At 51.1% G+C, this 15,236-nt stretch carries 17 protein-coding genes; all 17 read right to left on the bottom strand.

Annotation, left to right across the window (positions count from 1 at the left end):
* Positions 1–501: 501 nt before the first annotated feature.
* Positions 502–1,155 carry a bifunctional phosphoribosyl-AMP cyclohydrolase/phosphoribosyl-ATP diphosphatase HisIE gene (gene hisIE / locus ACKA06_RS05140; protein WP_411159123.1) on the bottom strand — a complete coding sequence of 218 codons (654 nt, stop codon included), beginning with the start codon at positions 1,153–1,155 and terminating at the stop codon, positions 502–504.
* Positions 1,152–1,910, bottom strand: a complete 759-nt coding sequence (hisF, locus tag ACKA06_RS05145; protein ID WP_197669420.1) for an imidazole glycerol phosphate synthase subunit HisF — start codon at positions 1,908–1,910, stop codon at positions 1,152–1,154. The genes hisIE and hisF overlap by 4 nt, the downstream gene beginning before the upstream one ends.
* Positions 1,904–2,644: a 1-(5-phosphoribosyl)-5-[(5-phosphoribosylamino)methylideneamino]imidazole-4-carboxamide isomerase gene (gene hisA / locus ACKA06_RS05150; protein ID WP_411159124.1), complete on the bottom strand. Its 741-nt coding sequence runs from the start codon at positions 2,642–2,644 to the stop codon at positions 1,904–1,906. Before hisA ends, hisF begins: the two co-directional genes overlap by 7 nt.
* On the bottom strand, positions 2,641–3,279 hold the full coding sequence (gene hisH / locus ACKA06_RS05155) for an imidazole glycerol phosphate synthase subunit HisH (RefSeq protein ID WP_411159125.1): 639 nt from the start codon (positions 3,277–3,279) through the stop codon (positions 2,641–2,643). The genes hisA and hisH overlap by 4 nt, the downstream gene beginning before the upstream one ends.
* A gap of 3 nt (positions 3,280–3,282) precedes the next feature.
* On the bottom strand, positions 3,283–3,870 hold the full coding sequence (gene hisB, locus ACKA06_RS05160; RefSeq protein WP_197669423.1) for an imidazoleglycerol-phosphate dehydratase HisB: 588 nt from the start codon (positions 3,868–3,870) through the stop codon (positions 3,283–3,285).
* A gap of 54 nt (positions 3,871–3,924) precedes the next feature.
* Positions 3,925–5,199, bottom strand: a complete 1,275-nt coding sequence (hisD, locus tag ACKA06_RS05165; RefSeq protein ID WP_411159126.1) for a histidinol dehydrogenase — start codon at positions 5,197–5,199, stop codon at positions 3,925–3,927.
* A gap of 218 nt (positions 5,200–5,417) precedes the next feature.
* On the bottom strand, positions 5,418–6,044 hold the full coding sequence (gene hisG, locus ACKA06_RS05170; protein WP_032086644.1) for an ATP phosphoribosyltransferase: 627 nt from the start codon (positions 6,042–6,044) through the stop codon (positions 5,418–5,420).
* Positions 6,041–7,234 carry an ATP phosphoribosyltransferase regulatory subunit gene (locus tag ACKA06_RS05175; RefSeq protein ID WP_411159127.1) on the bottom strand — a complete coding sequence of 398 codons (1,194 nt, stop codon included), beginning with the start codon at positions 7,232–7,234 and terminating at the stop codon, positions 6,041–6,043. The genes hisG and ACKA06_RS05175 overlap by 4 nt, the downstream gene beginning before the upstream one ends.
* Positions 7,235–7,645: 411 nt before the next feature.
* The gene (locus ACKA06_RS05180; protein WP_411159128.1) at positions 7,646–8,827 is read right to left on the bottom strand and encodes a MalY/PatB family protein; all 1,182 of its coding nucleotides are present in this window, start codon (positions 8,825–8,827) and stop codon (positions 7,646–7,648) included.
* A gap of 442 nt (positions 8,828–9,269) precedes the next feature.
* On the bottom strand, positions 9,270–9,809 hold the full coding sequence (locus ACKA06_RS05185) for an acyltransferase (protein ID WP_058299618.1): 540 nt from the start codon (positions 9,807–9,809) through the stop codon (positions 9,270–9,272).
* Positions 9,806–10,456: a pyrophosphatase PpaX gene (gene ppaX, locus ACKA06_RS05190; protein ID WP_411159129.1), complete on the bottom strand. Its 651-nt coding sequence runs from the start codon at positions 10,454–10,456 to the stop codon at positions 9,806–9,808. Before ppaX ends, ACKA06_RS05185 begins: the two co-directional genes overlap by 4 nt.
* Positions 10,428–11,393 carry a nucleoside recognition domain-containing protein gene (locus ACKA06_RS05195; RefSeq protein ID WP_411159130.1) on the bottom strand — a complete coding sequence of 322 codons (966 nt, stop codon included), beginning with the start codon at positions 11,391–11,393 and terminating at the stop codon, positions 10,428–10,430. Before ACKA06_RS05195 ends, ppaX begins: the two co-directional genes overlap by 29 nt.
* A 43-nt stretch (positions 11,394–11,436) precedes the next feature.
* Positions 11,437–12,273, bottom strand: a complete 837-nt coding sequence (lgt, locus tag ACKA06_RS05200) for a prolipoprotein diacylglyceryl transferase (protein ID WP_411159131.1) — start codon at positions 12,271–12,273, stop codon at positions 11,437–11,439.
* 186 nt (positions 12,274–12,459) lie between these two features.
* Positions 12,460–13,395, bottom strand: a complete 936-nt coding sequence (hprK, locus tag ACKA06_RS05205) for an HPr(Ser) kinase/phosphatase (protein WP_032086651.1) — start codon at positions 13,393–13,395, stop codon at positions 12,460–12,462.
* A 371-nt stretch (positions 13,396–13,766) separates the two neighbouring features.
* Positions 13,767–14,417 carry an alpha/beta hydrolase gene (locus ACKA06_RS05210; protein ID WP_411159132.1) on the bottom strand — a complete coding sequence of 217 codons (651 nt, stop codon included), beginning with the start codon at positions 14,415–14,417 and terminating at the stop codon, positions 13,767–13,769.
* Between the two features lie 103 nt (positions 14,418–14,520).
* Positions 14,521–14,871 (bottom strand): phage holin family protein, encoded by a 351-nt coding sequence (locus tag ACKA06_RS05215; protein WP_032086654.1) that lies wholly within the window; start codon positions 14,869–14,871, stop codon positions 14,521–14,523.
* Positions 14,868–15,074 (bottom strand): PspC domain-containing protein, encoded by a 207-nt coding sequence (locus tag ACKA06_RS05220; protein WP_032086655.1) that lies wholly within the window; start codon positions 15,072–15,074, stop codon positions 14,868–14,870. The genes ACKA06_RS05215 and ACKA06_RS05220 overlap by 4 nt, the downstream gene beginning before the upstream one ends.
* Positions 15,075–15,236: the final 162 nt, after the last annotated feature.

Raw genomic sequence — 15,236 nt, forward strand, 5'->3', positions numbered from 1 at the left:
GTGGATTGAGGTTTGTCCGGATGCGCTCCGGGTGGAGATTTTTCGACATGAAGGGCGCAATTTTTTTTATGAGAGGGTGAATTAATTGGTTGAAGGGCAGAATCGGGCCGCGGAAGGGTGTAATTGTTTTAGGGAAGGGTAGAATTGTTTGGATGAAGGGCAGAATTAGTAAATAAGATAGTAAGTTGACACGGGAATCATGCCTGCTGCCAGTGGGGGTTTGCGCAATTACTGCGATTCTGGCGCAATAATTGTGAAAGTGGCGCAATTATGATGAAACAGGCGCAATAATTTGGAAAGTTGCGCGATTATCTGGATTCCGGCGCAATTATTTAATTGTGGCCATACCCCAATCATTAACTCAATCTATTGATACGCACTCTTCACGAAAGGATCCAGCCCAGCCTGATTTCCAAACCGAAATCTTGTCTTTTTTTAAAAAACAAACAAAAAGGGACGGGCCTTTAACCAACTAAAGGCCCGTCTCTCCATCTATCAACATCACTTATTATGACGCTCCACCAGCACACCGAGGACTTCCTCAAGCGGCAGTTCCTGTTCGCGCAGCAGTACGAGTACGTGGTAGAACAGGTCGGCGACTTCCCATTTCAGTTCTTCGGCATCTCTGTTTTTTGCGGCGATGATGACTTCGGACGCTTCTTCGCCGACTTTTTTAAGGATTTTGTCGACTCCCTCTTCAAAAAGATAAGTCGTATAGGCGCCTTTCGGACGCTGTTTCTCGCGGTCGGCGATCAGCTTTTCCAGGGTCAGGAGGATGTTTTCCTTTGAAGGGGACGCATGATCCGTACTTGCACCCGGCTCCTCGCCGAACACCTTCTCATGAAAACAGCTCTCCTCCCCCTTATGGCACGCCGGTCCTTTTTTATCGACAAGGACAAGCAGCGCGTCTTTGTCGCAGTCCCACACGATGCTTTTCACCGTCTGCGTGTTACCGCTTGTCCCGCCTTTATGCCAGAGTTCCTGGCGGGAGCGTGAGTAGAACCAGGTTTCCCCCGTTTCAAGGGTACGCGCCAGGGATGTTTCGTTCATGTAGGCAAGGGTCAGGACTTCCTTCGTTTCAGCATCCTGTACGATTGCCGGCACGAGTCCTTTTTCGTCGTATTTCACGTCACTTATCCAATCGTTGTTCGTCATCGTACATGCACCTCCTGCTCTTTCAAATAGCTCTTTACTTCTTCGACACTTGTTTCTTTATAGTGGAAAATTGACGCTGCGAGGGCGGCATCTGCTTTTCCATCGATGAATACTTCTTTAAAATGTTCTGCGTTGCCGGCTCCGCCAGAAGCAATCACCGGTATCGAGACAGCTTCGCTTACCGCGCGGGTCAACGCAACATTGAAGCCTTTTTTCTCACCGTCGCTGTCCATCGATGTCAGCAGGATCTCGCCTGCTCCCAGTTCTTCAACCTGCTTGGCCCATTCGACTGCATCGAGGTCTCGGAGCTTCCGGCCGCCGTGTGTGTAGACCTTCCAGCCGCCGCTTTCTTCATCGTACTTCGCGTCAATCGCAACAACGATGCACTGTGAGCCGAAATACTGCGCGCCTTCGCGCACAAGTTCGGGACGCAGGACGGCTGCCGTGTTCAGGGAAACCTTGTCGGCCCCGGCTCTTAGGATGGCTTTCATATCTTCGACGGCATTGATCCCGCCGCCGACCGTGAACGGGATGGCGAGTTCCGCCGCTACATGGCGCACGACCTCGACCATCGTTTTCCGGCCTTCATGGGAGGCTGATATATCTAAAAAAACAAGCTCGTCCGCGCCTTGTTCATCGTACACTTTTGCCAGTTCGACGGGATCTCCGGCATCTCTAAGTTCAACAAATTGAACACCTTTTACGACGCGGCCGTCTTTTACATCGAGGCAGGGGATGATCCGTTTTGTCAGCATGATCCCTTCACCTCTTCCAGCGCCTCGGTAACGGTGAACTTTCCGGTATAAAGGGACTTGCCGCAAATCGCACCGGACACTCCCTGATCACAGTATTTTTTCAGGGCAGCGAGATCTTCCAACGAACTCACGCCGCCGGATGCGATTACCGATTTGCCCGTTTCCCTGGCGAGTTCGGCTACCGCTTCGATGTTCGGTCCGGAAAGCATGCCGTCCGTTGCGATGTCGGTGAAAATGAATGTCTCCGCACCGGCTTCAGCCAGTTCTTTTCCGAGGTCGACCGCTTTAAGGGAAGACGTTTCGATCCAGCCGTGCGTCGCGACATAGCCATCTTTGGCGTCCAGTCCGATGACGATCTTTTCGCCGCCGTACTTAGCAAGCCATTCCTTCACAAGCCCTGTGTTCGACACGGCAATGCTGCCGATGATCACGCGGTCCACGCCGCGGTCCAGATAATGTTCGATGTCTTTCGCGGAACGGATCCCGCCGCCGATCTGAACTTTCGCGTCAAGCTTTTCGGCCACAGAGAGGACGTATTCATCATTGATGCGGGAACCTTGCTTGGCTCCGTCGAGGTCGACCATGTGGATCCACTCCGCACCTTCATCCGCGAATTTTTTTGCCATATCGAAAGGAGAATCGCCGTATACCGTCTCCTGATTGTAATCGCCCTGGATCAACCGTACACATTTTCCGCCGCGCATATCGATCGCGGGATAGATTGTAAAACTCATGATACTGCCTCCGATTCTTTCACTTTCCGTGTGAAGTTTTCCAGCAGCTGCATGCCAAGCTGCCCGCTTTTCTCAGGATGGAACTGCATGCCGTATATGTTTGCCCTGCTGACCACCGCCGGGATTTCAACCCCTGCATAGTCCGCCGTCGCTGTCAGGACCTCGTCGGAACCCTCTACATAATAGGAATGGACAAAGTAAACGTAGCCTTCCTCCAAGCCTTGAAGAAGGGCAGAGTCTTTTTTAAACGATAGATGATTCCAGCCCATATGGGGGACCTTGTATTCGTTCCCTTCCGAGTCCTTTTTCGGGATATGGACGACTTCCCCGGGAAGCAGTGCGAGCCCCGGTGTGCTGCCGTTCTCTTCACTTTTTTCAAAAAGAAGCTGCATGCCGAGGCAGATGCCGAGCAGTGGCTTTCCGCTTACGGCAAAGGACAGGATCGTTTCTTTCAGATGCGTCGACTCAAGGAGATTCATCGCATCCTTATATGCGCCGACCCCCGGCAGGATCAGACCGTCCGCCGCCAGCAGCTTCTCGCGGTCGTCGCTGATAAAATAAGGGACGTTCAGCCGCTCGAGCGCTTTGCTGACTGAAAACAGATTTCCCATTCCGTAATCTGCGATGCCGATCATGATCTACAACATCCCCTTCGTGGAAGGAATCCCTTTGACCCGCGGATCGATGGTGGTCGCTTCATCGAGTGCACGGCCGAGTGCCTTGAAGATTGCCTCGATGATGTGGTGCGTGTTGTGTCCGTAGTGAACGATGACGTGCAGGTTCATCCTTGCTTCAAGCGCCAGCTTCCAGAGGAATTCGTGGACGTTTTCCGTATCGAATGTCCCGACCTTCTGGCTCGGAAGCTCTGCCCTGAATTCAAGATGCGGACGGTTGCTGAGGTCGACGACGACGGTTGCGAGCGCCTCATCCATCGGCACCATCGCAGAACCGTATCGCTTGATGCCTTTTTTGTCGCCAAGTGCCTTCACGAGTGCCTGTCCAAGGCAGATTCCGATATCCTCGGTCGTATGGTGGTCATCCACCTCCGTGTCGCCTTTCGCATCGATTTTACAGTCGAACTGTCCATGCTTTGTGAACAGGTCGAGCATATGACTCATGAACGGAACACCCGTCTCAATCTCCGAATTTCCTTCCCCGTCAATCCCGAAACTCAAACGAATATCCGTTTCATTCGTCTTCCTCACAATCTCCGCTCTTCTTTCCATCGCTGCTTCACTCCTTTAATGTACAGAGGGACGGGCGTTTAACGTACTAAAGCGTCAGCCCCTCTTATTGAATCGTATCTCGACTGCACGTGCGTGGGCTTCGAGTCCTTCGAGCCTTGCAAATGCCGCTATTTTATCTCCATTCTCCCTCAGCGCTTTTTCGCTGTAGGAGATGATGCTTGATTTTTTCATGAATTCATCCACGTTCAGGGGACTTGAGAATCGTGCCGTCCCGTTCGTCGGCAGGACGTGATTCGGCCCTGCAAAATAATCTCCGACCGGCTCCGAGCTGTAGCGGCCCAGGAATATCGCACCTGCGTGGCGGATGCCCGCCATTGTTTCGAATGGATCCGCCGTCAGGATCTCAAGATGCTCCGGTGCCAGATTGTTGACGAGATCCACGGCCTTCTCCAAATCCTCAGTGACATAGATGGCACCGTAGTCGTTGATTGATCGGCGGGCGATTTCTTCCCTCGGCAGCGTCGATAATTGACGCTCGACTTCCCCCGATACCTCTTCAGCCAGTTCTTCACTTGTCGTCACGAGGACCGCCGATGCGAGTGCATCATGCTCCGCCTGCGACAACAGATCCGCCGCGATTTCATCCGCATGCTGACTGCCGTCCGCGAGCACGACGATTTCGCTCGGTCCTGCGATCATATCGATATCGACGTCGCCGAACACTTCCCGTTTGGCAAGCGCGACGAAGATGTTACCGGGACCTGTTATTTTATCAACCGGAGAAATCGATTCCGTCCCGTATGCGAGAGCAGCTACCGCTTGCGCCCCGCCGACTTTGTAAATCTCTTCGACTCCGGCGATTTTTGCCGCGACGAGGACGCCTGCTGACAATTTGCCGTCTTTTCCCGGTGGCGAGACCATCGTGATCCGCCCGACCCCGGCGACTTTTGCCGGCAGCACGTTCATGAGCACCGATGACGGATAAGCGGCCGTCCCGCCGGGCACATAGACCCCGACTGAATCAAGCGGCGTCAGCTTCTGGCCGAGCATCGTACCGTCCGGCCTGGTGGTGAACCAGGAGGACTGCTTCTGCTTTTCGTGGAAGTCGCGGATATTGTCCGCCGCTTCCTGGATCACCTTGATCATCCCGGTGTCCATTTCGGCAAACGCATCTGCGATTTCCACTTCGGATACCTTGAGTTCTTCTATTAAAACTCCGTCAAATTTTCCCGTGTATTCTTTAAGGGAATCGTCCCCTTTCTCACGGACGGAGGCGATGATTTCTTTCACGGCTTTTCGCTGTTCTTCGGTTCCGCTGTCGACCGAGCGCTTAATCGACGCTTCTTCGACCTCTTTGATAATCTTCATGTATTCCACCAGCCTTTTTGAGTAATGCTGTTTTCTAAAAGAATGCTGCTTTTCGTATAGCGGCTTGCAGCCTGAATATAGCTTGTGGACGTGCTCTTTTCGAACTCCAGTTCAAACAACAAAAGGACGGACAAACCGAAAATACCCAAGTTCCGGTATTTTCTTGTGTGCAAACCAACAGTGTATGCTAAAAGAGCCTTGATTAAAAACGTTCTCCATCAACCTTCGATGATTCGTGTCAGCCTTGCCACCAAATCTTCTATTTTCTCATCCTTCATACGGTAGCTGACCGGGTTCACGATCAGGCGAGATGTGATATCAACGATCGTTTCGTATTCAACGAGCCCGTTTTCCTTCAGCGTCCTGCCGGTCGACACGATATCGACGATCCGGTCGGCGAGTCCGATGAGCGGGGCCAGTTCGATCGACCCGTTGAGTTTGATGATTTCCACCTGCTCACCTTGCTCCCGGAAGTAGGAAGAGGCAACGTTCGGATACTTGGTCGCGATCTTTGGCGCCACATCGCTCATCTTCGTACCGGGAAGCCCGGCAACGGCGAGGTAGCAGCCGCTGATTTTAAGATCAAGCAGTTCGTACACGTCCCGCTCTTCTTCAAGCATGACGTCTTTCCCTGCGATGCCGAGATCTGCGACACCGTGCTCGACGTATGTCGGGACATCCATCGGCTTTGCGAGGATGAAACGAAGATCTTCCTGCGGCACTTCGATGATCAGTTTTCTGGAGTCATCGAATTCCGGCGGCAGGTCGTAGTCCGCTTTTCGTAAAAGTTCGACTGCTTCTTCAAAAATCCTGCCTTTAGGCATGGCAATCGTCAAACTGCTCATCGTTTCTCACCGCCATTTCCGTTCGAGTCACGGCCCACCACAAAATGGACATTGCTGAAGCCTTTCGTAAATTCATCGACGTCCCCGACGCCTTTCCAGTTCTGCAGGACGACTTCCTTACCTTCACCCCTCAGCTCTGATGCGAGCGTGATCGCTTCTTTCCTGCGTTCGTCGCTGAACAGAACGCACTCCTGCTCGGAGGACGTCAATTCGACCTTCATCGCTTCCAGTACATAGTCGAGTCGCAGGCCGAATCCGGTCGCACCGGATGTTTTGCCGAATTTTTCAAGAAGCTTGTCGTATCTGCCCCCGTTGCCGATCGCAAATCCGACATGCTCTCCGTACACTTCGAACAGGATGCCGGAGTAGTAGCTCATATGGCTGACGAGGCTGAGGTCGAATTTGATGTACTGTTCCACGCCGTAGTCTTTTAAAATGCTCCATAACTCCTTCAACTGTTCGAGGGCCTGAAGTCCTTTTTCACCTTCCAAAAGGGAATGGGCCTCGGCGAATACATTGTCCGATCCCCTCAGTTTCAGGAAGCTGAACAACCGCTGCTTGTCGATGGAGGATAACGTCAGCTCATTGACATGCTTGCGGTATCCCACATAATTTTTTTCATAAAGGAATCTTCTCAGCGTCTCGGCCCTTTCCTCTGTCCCGACGATCTGTGTGAAGAGTTCCTGTACAAAGCCGATATGGCCGATCGAAATCTTGAAATTGTCGAGCCCCGCTTCCTTCAATACGGATACCATCAGGGCAATGACTTCGGCGTCCGCGCTGACGGAGTCATCCCCGATGCATTCGATGCCGACTTGTTCGAATTCCGCCGGCCGTCCGCCTTCTCGCTGCTGGGCGCGGAAGACGCTGTTCGAATAGGCGAGCCTTAGCGGTGCCTGGTCCTTGAGGAGTTTCGATGCTGCGATTCTGGCAATCGGAGCCGTCATATCAGGTCTGAGGACAAGCGTGTGGCCCTGTTGATCAAGCAGTTTGAACAGCTGCTGATCGAGGATGGCAGACGCCTCCCCCACCGTTTCGTAGTATTCAAGCGACGGCGTCTCGATGAATTTGTAGCCCCATCGCTTCATCGCACCTTCCATTCTCTTTTTCGTGCGGTCTTTTATTTCATATAAGTCAGGGAATGTGTCCCTCATTCCCAACGGCTTTTCAAACATGAATAGCTTCGTCATAAGAACCACCTTCGGCAAATTGAATATTGATTTATTTTCCCCTATGCAATGGGGATTACTAATAGTTGATTATTCGGAAATCCTTTAGTTCGCTAATGTGCTAATAAAATAAAGTTATTAGTTAGTTTAGCCTTTCTTGTTTTATTCGTCAACCGTTAATAGAGGATTTTGTCGATGTGGATAGAGTTCGTGCTGATGGGTGACCGAGAAAATTCAACAAGTGGCATAATTACTGGGAAATCGGCACAATTATGTTGATTTCGGCAAATTCTCATGCGGAAGCGCTTCGGATTAAGGGCCGGTGGAGCAATAAACATAGGTTTTTTCATAGAACAAACATAAGAAAGGCAAAAATGGATTGTCGCTAATCCACTTTTGCCTTTTCCCTTATTCTTTCATTTTCAATCCTTGTTATTTCAAAGCCTGCCTGTTCTTACGGTGCTCAAGGACGGCATGGTTCATCCTTCTCAGTGCCATGTCGATCCGTTCTTTCGGGCAGGCGATATTCATGCGGACGAAGGAGCCGCTGCATTCACCGAATTTGAAGCCCTCGTCGAATTTCACCTTGGCTTTTTCGAGGAAAAATGTACAGAGCTCTTCACCCTCGATACCCAGCCCGCTGCAGTCGATCCAGATCAGGTGGGTAGCCTGCGGTGTGATTGCCTTCATTTCAGGCAGATGCTGCTCCAGATAATTGAAGACGTACTGCTTGTTGTCTTCGAGTACCAAGAGAAGTTCATTCAGCCAAGGCTCGCCTTCTTCATAAGCTGCGATCGTCCCTTCGATCCCGAATACATTCGGTCTCATCAGGCCGAACCCTGTGAGTTTTGCATTGTACTTTTCCCTTAGCTCATCGTTCGGGATCAGGAGGATCGATGTCTGGAGGCCTGCTATGTTGAATGTTTTACTGGGTGCAGCACATAGAATGCTGTTCTCTATGATGCTTTCGTCCGCTTTAAAAAGTGGTTTGTGTTCGTGGCCGCTATAGACAAGGTCCCCATGCATTTCATCCGAAATGATCCACAGATTGTGGCGCTTGGCGATGTCTCCGATTCTGTTTAATTCCTCTGGGGTCCACACTCTCCCCACCGGGTTGTGCGGGCTGCAGAGGATCAGAAGCTTGGTACGGGGCTCGCTTGCCTTTTCTTCAAGATCGTCAAAGTCGATCGAATATGCCCCGTCGCTGTAAAGCAGTGTGTTTTTCAGCACGCTGCAGCCATGGTTTTCTATCGTGCTGTAAAAAGGATAGTAGACTGGATCCTGGATGATCACCCCGTCCCCAGGTTCCGTCAGCACAGACAAGAGTATGTTGATACCGGGAATGATCCCAGGGCTGAAGCAGATCCAATCTTTATCGATCGGCATGTCGAACCGTTTTTTCCACCATGAGATGATCGATTCGAAATACCGGTCGCTGAAAGTCGTGTAACCGTATATTCCATGCCTGGCTTTCTGGTTAAGTGCGTCCGCGATGGCCGGTGCCACCTGAAAGTCCATGTCGGCGATGCACATCGGGATGACGTCTTCTTCTTCAGGAAACGACCATTTGACCGAGTGCGTGTTTGTTCTTTCGATGCAATCATTCCAATTCATGTCCATGCCCCCCAGTTAGTCTCTGTTCTTACTTTATAACAGATTGATGGGAGGGGGAATAGCTAATTTATGTTCAGGACTGTTAAACAACGCTATTGATTTCCGTGCAAGACTTCGCTTTCCGCGGGCGATTGGTGAGCCTCCTCGTCGCGATGCTCCTGCGGGTTAGAAAAGCGGGAGGGCTTTGGTCAGAGGCGGGTGGCATAAGGCGAATCGACCACGAAGGCGTTCTTTTGCCTTCTTGGGCGAGTTGGCTTATGACATGTGCCTCTAAGCCCTGGAGCTGGACAAGTCTCACCTAACTCGCTTTTCCCGCAGGAGTCTTCGTCTTGCACTCCAATCAACCGCTGGATCCAGCTAATTTCGCCGAAGATCTGTTTTATTTTCTTATGCAAATAAAAAGGCAAAGACAGAATCCGGTGGATTTGTCTTTGCCTTAAATCTATTCTTCCGTTTTCACACCATAGATTTCATCATCCTGCCAGCGTTCGGCGAGCTGGTCTTTGGTGTAGATGACTCGCATGGGGTTGCCGCCGACGAAGGCGCCGGGCGGGACGTCTTTGTGGACGAGGGTGCCGGCGGAGACGATGGCGCCGTCGCCGATTTTTATGCCTGGCAGGATTGTGGTGTTCGCCCCGATCATGACTTCGGAGCCGATTTGCACTTCGCCTAGGCGGTATTCTTTGATCAGGTACTCGTGGGCTAGGATCGTGGTGTTGTAACCGATGACCGTGTTCCTGCCGACTGAGATTTTTTCCGGGAACATGACGTCCAGCATGACCATGAGGGCGAATGATGTCTGGTCGCCTATATTCATTTTCAGGAACGTCTTGTATAGCCAGTTTTTCAACCCGAGAAACGGGGTGTAGCGCGCCGCCTGGATGACGATGAAGTTCTTGACGACTTTAAAGAACGGCACGGTTTTGTAGACATGCCACAGGGAATTGGCTCCCGTCACCGGATAGCGGGTCGTCCGTCTCATGCGGTCGGTACCCCGACCACCTTCAACAGGTCAGTCATCGTATCGAGCATGAAATCCGGTTCATACTGCATGAGATGATCTCGGCCTTTCGCGCTCCATGCGACTCCTGCGGATAGACAGCCTGCATTTTTACCGGCCAGGATGTCATGGTGGTTATCGCCGACCATGACTGCTTCCTCAGGGGATGAGCCCAGATCGAGGAGGGCTTTCTGGATCGGTTCCGGGTGAGGCTTGGCGTTTTCCACTTCATCCAGGGTGATCACCACGTCGAAAAATTGACGCAGATTCATCAAGTCGAGACCTTTAAGGACAACGTCGCGCACTTTTGTCGAGACGATGGCAAGTTTGTATCCTTGCTTGTGCAGGGCTTCAACGGTTTCGTACACACCTTCGAACTCAGTTACAAGCTCGTCATGGTGTTCGTGATTGTACGCACGGTAGTGTGCGCACATTTCTTCTGTTTTTTCGGGATCCAGGCCGCCGAAGGATTCCTCGAGCGGCGGACCCATGAACGGGAGAACGTCAGGTTCGGCGTACTGGCCCGGATAATAATGGTTCAAGGTGTGAAGGAAGGAAGAAATAATCAGATCATTTGTGTTGATCAGTGTTCCGTCCAAGTCAAATAATACTGTTGTAATTCTGCTCATAGTGATTCTTCCTTTCTTTTTTTGCATCGGCTCGGTTCCAGAAGTACGCGACAATCATGGTCAGGACAATAGCCGTCACAAGACGGATGATCAGAAGCGGAAGGACCGGTATGCCGAGCGGGATGAAGATCAGCGTATCCTCGACGACTGCGTGACAGGAGACGAGGAAGATGAAGGCGATCGTGACGTCCTTCTTGCTCACGCCGTCTTCTTTCACCGCCTGGATCATGACGCCTGCGCCGTAAGCGAGCCCGATAACGAGCCCCGCAACCATCGTAGTCGATGTATTTGCGTTCATGCCGAGTGCGCGGGTTGCAGGTGCAAGCCAGCGTGAAAAGACTTCCATCCATCCGAGGTCTTTCATGATCTGGATGATGATCATCAGCGGAATGACGATCAGTGCGAGCTGAAGCACGCCGTACCCTGCTTTTTCAAGTCCAAGGAGAAGGATTTCTCCCCAGCCGTTTGGCTCTACCTGCTGCGGCGGCATCATGCCGTACTGGGCCAATTCGGATCCGCCTTTCCATAACAGGTTGATGACGACCGCCGAGATGAGCGCGAGTCCGATCCGCACCGCGACGATCAGCCAGATCTTGACGCCGACTTTGGCGGCAACCGTCGACTCGATCAGCAGGTTATGTGAAAACGACAGCATGACGGCCACGATGAAGACTTCCTTTACGGTCAGGTCCAGTGACAGGATCCCTGCAATTCCTGCGTACAGGTTCAGGAAGTTCCCGAGAACAAGAGGAATGGCCGCGTCACCCGACAGGCCAAGCAGCTTCATGAACGGCGATATTTTTTCCATCACCCATGGCAGCACAGGCGTATACTGCAGCACAAATACAATCAGCGTGATGGGGAAAATGACTTTTCCCAATGACCATGTTGTCTTTAATCCAGTCTGACCGCCCTGCTTAATCGATGACATCCACATTCTCTCTTCTCCCCTTATCTATTTGCCTTTTTACTTTTTTTGATTACATATTCACTTCTTCATTGCTTTTATCATTATAGGCATGGCGCGCGAGACCTGATTTTCTTCTAAAGATGATCAGGGCGGCAGCAACGACGATCAGAACGAGCGAGATGACCTGTGCGATCCGCAGGTATTCCGTCAGCATCAGGCTGTCCGTCCTCATTCCTTCCACGAAGAAACGGCCGATCGAGTACCAGATGACATAGGAGAGGAACAATTCCCCGCGGCGGAGGTTCGCTTTTCTCCTTAAAATCAGGAGAAGGATGAAGCCTGCGATGTTCCAGAGTGATTCATAGAGGAACGTCGGGTGATAGTAGGTCCCGTTTATGTACATCTGATCGATGATGAACTGAGGCAGGTGCAGGTTCTCAAGGAATGACCGGGTGACTTCGCCGCCGTGGGCTTCCTGATTCATGAAGTTACCCCAGCGTCCGATCGCCTGCCCGAGGATGATGCTCGGTGCTGCGATATCAGTTAGTTTCCAGAAAGAGATGCCTTTTATTTTTGCAAAAACGAGGGCTGTGATTACGGAACCGATGAGCGCTCCATGAATCGCGATGCCGCCGTTCCAGACTTTGATGATGTCGCCGGGATTCTGGGAATAATAGTCCCATTCAAATGCGACGTAATAGGCCCTTGCCGACAGGATCGCGATCGGGATCGCCCAGACGAGCAGGTCGACGAACGTATCGGGATGGAGTCCGAGCCGCTTGCTTTCTGATATTGCCAGATATAGTCCTAAAGCTATTCCAAGCCCGATGATGACGCCGTACCAGTGTACCTGCAAGGGTCCGAGCTGGAAGGCAATCGGATCGATGGGTGTGATCGTTTGGTCCATGATTTCGCTCCTTTAATTAGGCTCTTTCGCAGACTTTTCTGCATTAGATATGAAAAAATTCCGGTACTTGGGTATTTTCGTGATTTAAACCAAGCATTTTCGAAAAGAGCACGTGTACTTACTTCATTAAATTTCTATATGTTGTTCGAATTGCAGAATCTTTTAAAAAACAGCCTTCTGTTAAAATTAAATGTCTTCGTTTTCGCCATCTTCAATGACTTCGGAGAGGCGGTTCGTGAATTGTTCGGCTGCGTTCACGCCCATCCGCTTCAGGCGGAAGTTCATCGCAGCGACTTCGATGATGACTGCCAGGTTCCGCCCGGGACGGACAGGGACCGTATATTTCGTGATGTCGGTGTCGATGATCTTCATCTTCTCTTCCTCGAGGCCGAGGCGGTCATACTGTTTCTTCTGGTCCCACAGCTCAAGGTTGATACAGAGGGTGATGCGCTTGTAATTGCGCACGGCACCTGCACCGAAGAGGGTCATGACGTTGATGATCCCGAGACCGCGGATTTCTAGAAGGTGCTCAATCAAGTCAGGGGAAGTCCCGATCAGGGTGTCGGTGTCTTCCTGTCGGATCTCGACGCAGTCGTCTGCGACAAGGCGGTGTCCGCGTTTAACAAGTTCGAGGGCGGTTTCACTTTTACCGACGCCGCTCTTACCCGTGATCAGAACGCCTACTCCGTAAATGTCCACAAGGACGCCGTGCACAGCGGTAGTCGGAGCGAGCTTGCTTTCCAGGTAGTTGGTCAATCTGGAGGAAAAACGGGTCGTCTTCATGTCCGATCGCATCACCGGGACGGCCGTGCGGTTTGCCGCTTCCACCAGTTCATCCGGGATTTCAAGATCGCGGGAGATGATGATGCCCGGCGTGATATCCGTGCACAGCGCCTCCATGCGCCGCTTGCGCTCTGTTTCGTCGAGCAGTTCGAGAAATGAAAGCTCGGTTTTTCCGAGCAGCTGGATCCGCTCTGCGGGGTAGTAGTTGAAGTAGCCGGCCATTTCGAGCCCGGGGCGCGAGATATCGCTTGTGGTGATCGGTCTATGTAATCCATCTTCTCCGCCTACGAGTTCCAGGTTGAATTTTTCTACTATATCTTTTGTTCGAACTTTTGCCAAAGCAAGCTCCTCCTTTGATTCTCTATGTCAATTGTTCGTTCTTCGAATCTTTTTTGTGCTCTTTCCTATTTTAGCAATTATGAGGAAAAGCGCAAGCGCGTCGGTTGTTGTGGGAATGGCTCGCAATAACATAGCATAGCCCTTTGAATACCGCTTTTGATTTCCGTGGGAGACTTCGCTTTCCGCGGGTAGCTCGTGAGCCTCCTCGTCACTTCGTTCCTGCGGGGTCTCACATTAGCTACTCTTCCCGCAGGAGTCTTCGTCTCCCACTACAATCAAAAGCTGGATTGTGCCTATATTGAGGATTTGGCCATTCTCATAACAATGACGCGCAGCTGGAGGAGTTGCAAAGAAAAAAACACAGCCGGGGGCTATGCTTTTTGTATGAAGGATTGTATTGTTTCCATTATTTCTTTGTGTGTCTTTATGGATTCCAGGACCCGGAAGTCTTGTTCTAGGCTGTGGTTGGCTCCTGGGATTAGGTGGAGCTGGAGGTTTGGGTTTTTGGTTAGTTCGTTGAAGCGTTGCTGGTTGTAGTGGTGGTCTTGGTCTCCGATGAAGCAGATGGCTTTTTGGCGGCTTTTGATCATGGACTCGTGGACGGTTTGTTCGTTCAGGAGCGGTGTGAGCCAGATGGCCCGGGCGTCTTTGAAGGCAGGGCGCTGGAGTTCGGCGCTCATGGGGATGGTTCCGATTGATTTTGCCACCAGGAAATAGGAACCGTAGCCGCTGGTCTCTATCACGGTATCGATGACTTTATTACAATCATTTGCCACCATCTTATCAAATTCCTCTTCAGTCAAATCCTTCACTTCCTCCGACTTGTATTCATAATTTATTTGAAGCACGTCCCATCCTTCATTCAGGAACATTCCTGTCGGGTAGTGCAGGAGCGGACCCATGACGGTGTATCCCATTCCCGGAAAGAAAATGGCAAGGCCTTTTGGGTTGTCCGAATTGCTTAATAATCGATATGGGACTTCGACTTTCATCCCTTTTATACTTGATGATGTTACGTTCATGCAGATTCCCCCTCTTCTTTCCAACTATTTCTAGTAATCGAAGGGAAAATCCTCTTTTCTCCCATAAGAAAAAACCCCAGCCGTGACCGGTCGGAGTCCTTTTCTACTTTTTAGGTTCAAACACAGCTTTTTGAATGACTAAATTGGCAAGGGAAAGGATGATCGATGCCAGGAAGGCCATTCCGAATCCTGATAACTCGAATGCATCCCCCATGATCCCGTCTGTCAGCAGCAGGGTGACCGCGTTGATGACGAACAGGAACAACCCGAGCGTCAGGATGGTCACCGGCAGTGTCAGGAGGATCAGGAGCGGGCGGATCAAAACGTTCAGGATCGATAAGACGATGCTTGCGATCACCGCCGACCCGAAACCTGATACATTGAACCCGTCAAAAAATCCTGCCAATGCGATAAAAATAACTGCGTTGATCAAAATACCAACTATCCATCTCATTCTCTGATGGCTTCCTCCTCATTCGGCAGCACAAAGGCCAATAAACCGTACACGACGACCAGCGGGAAGAAACCCGTCGGAATCAATAAAATAATGAAAATCACCCGAAGGATCGTCGCATCGATTCCTGTGAATCTGGATAAGCCGCCGATTACGCCGGCGAACTTGCGATTGGACCTTGAGCGTGCTAATTGTTTTTTCATACAGAACACTTCCTTCTCATCTTATGCGTTGTCCTTCTTAACATTCTTCTCCGCGTCCTTTTTTATGAGGGGAGAATGGTATGTTTTTGCGCAATGGATGATGTTTGATTTCAATACTACCTTTATTCCCTTCGAGCGGGAGCTTAAAACAGGTGGATGGGT

The sequence above is a fragment of the Rossellomorea oryzaecorticis genome (assembly GCF_045897515.1).
Lineage (GTDB): Bacteria > Bacillota > Bacilli > Bacillales > Bacillaceae_B > Rossellomorea > Rossellomorea enclensis.